We start from the raw sequence: 203 nt of genomic DNA on the forward strand, positions 1-203 counted from the left end.
CCGATATTGTCAGTAATAATCTAAGTGCAATGATTGAGCAAGTCAAAACAAAAAAAGCTCAACCTATTTTAATGCAACTTAGAGTGCCGACAAACTATGGAAAACGTTATGGTGATGCATTCTCTAGTATCTACCCTTCATTAAGTGAAGAAAAAGATATCCCTCTCATGCCATTTTTCTTGGAATATGTGATTACTAAACCT

Annotated in this window: 1 pseudogene; it reads left to right on the top strand. The window is 34.5% G+C overall.

Going from position 1 to position 203, the window contains the following annotated elements:
* Positions 1-203: pseudogene (locus tag GQR38_RS20435) on the top strand (arylesterase); the annotation flags it as partial.

This window comes from Pseudoalteromonas sp. c7(2019) (assembly GCF_011378625.1).
GTDB lineage: Bacteria > Pseudomonadota > Gammaproteobacteria > Enterobacterales > Alteromonadaceae > Pseudoalteromonas > Pseudoalteromonas arctica.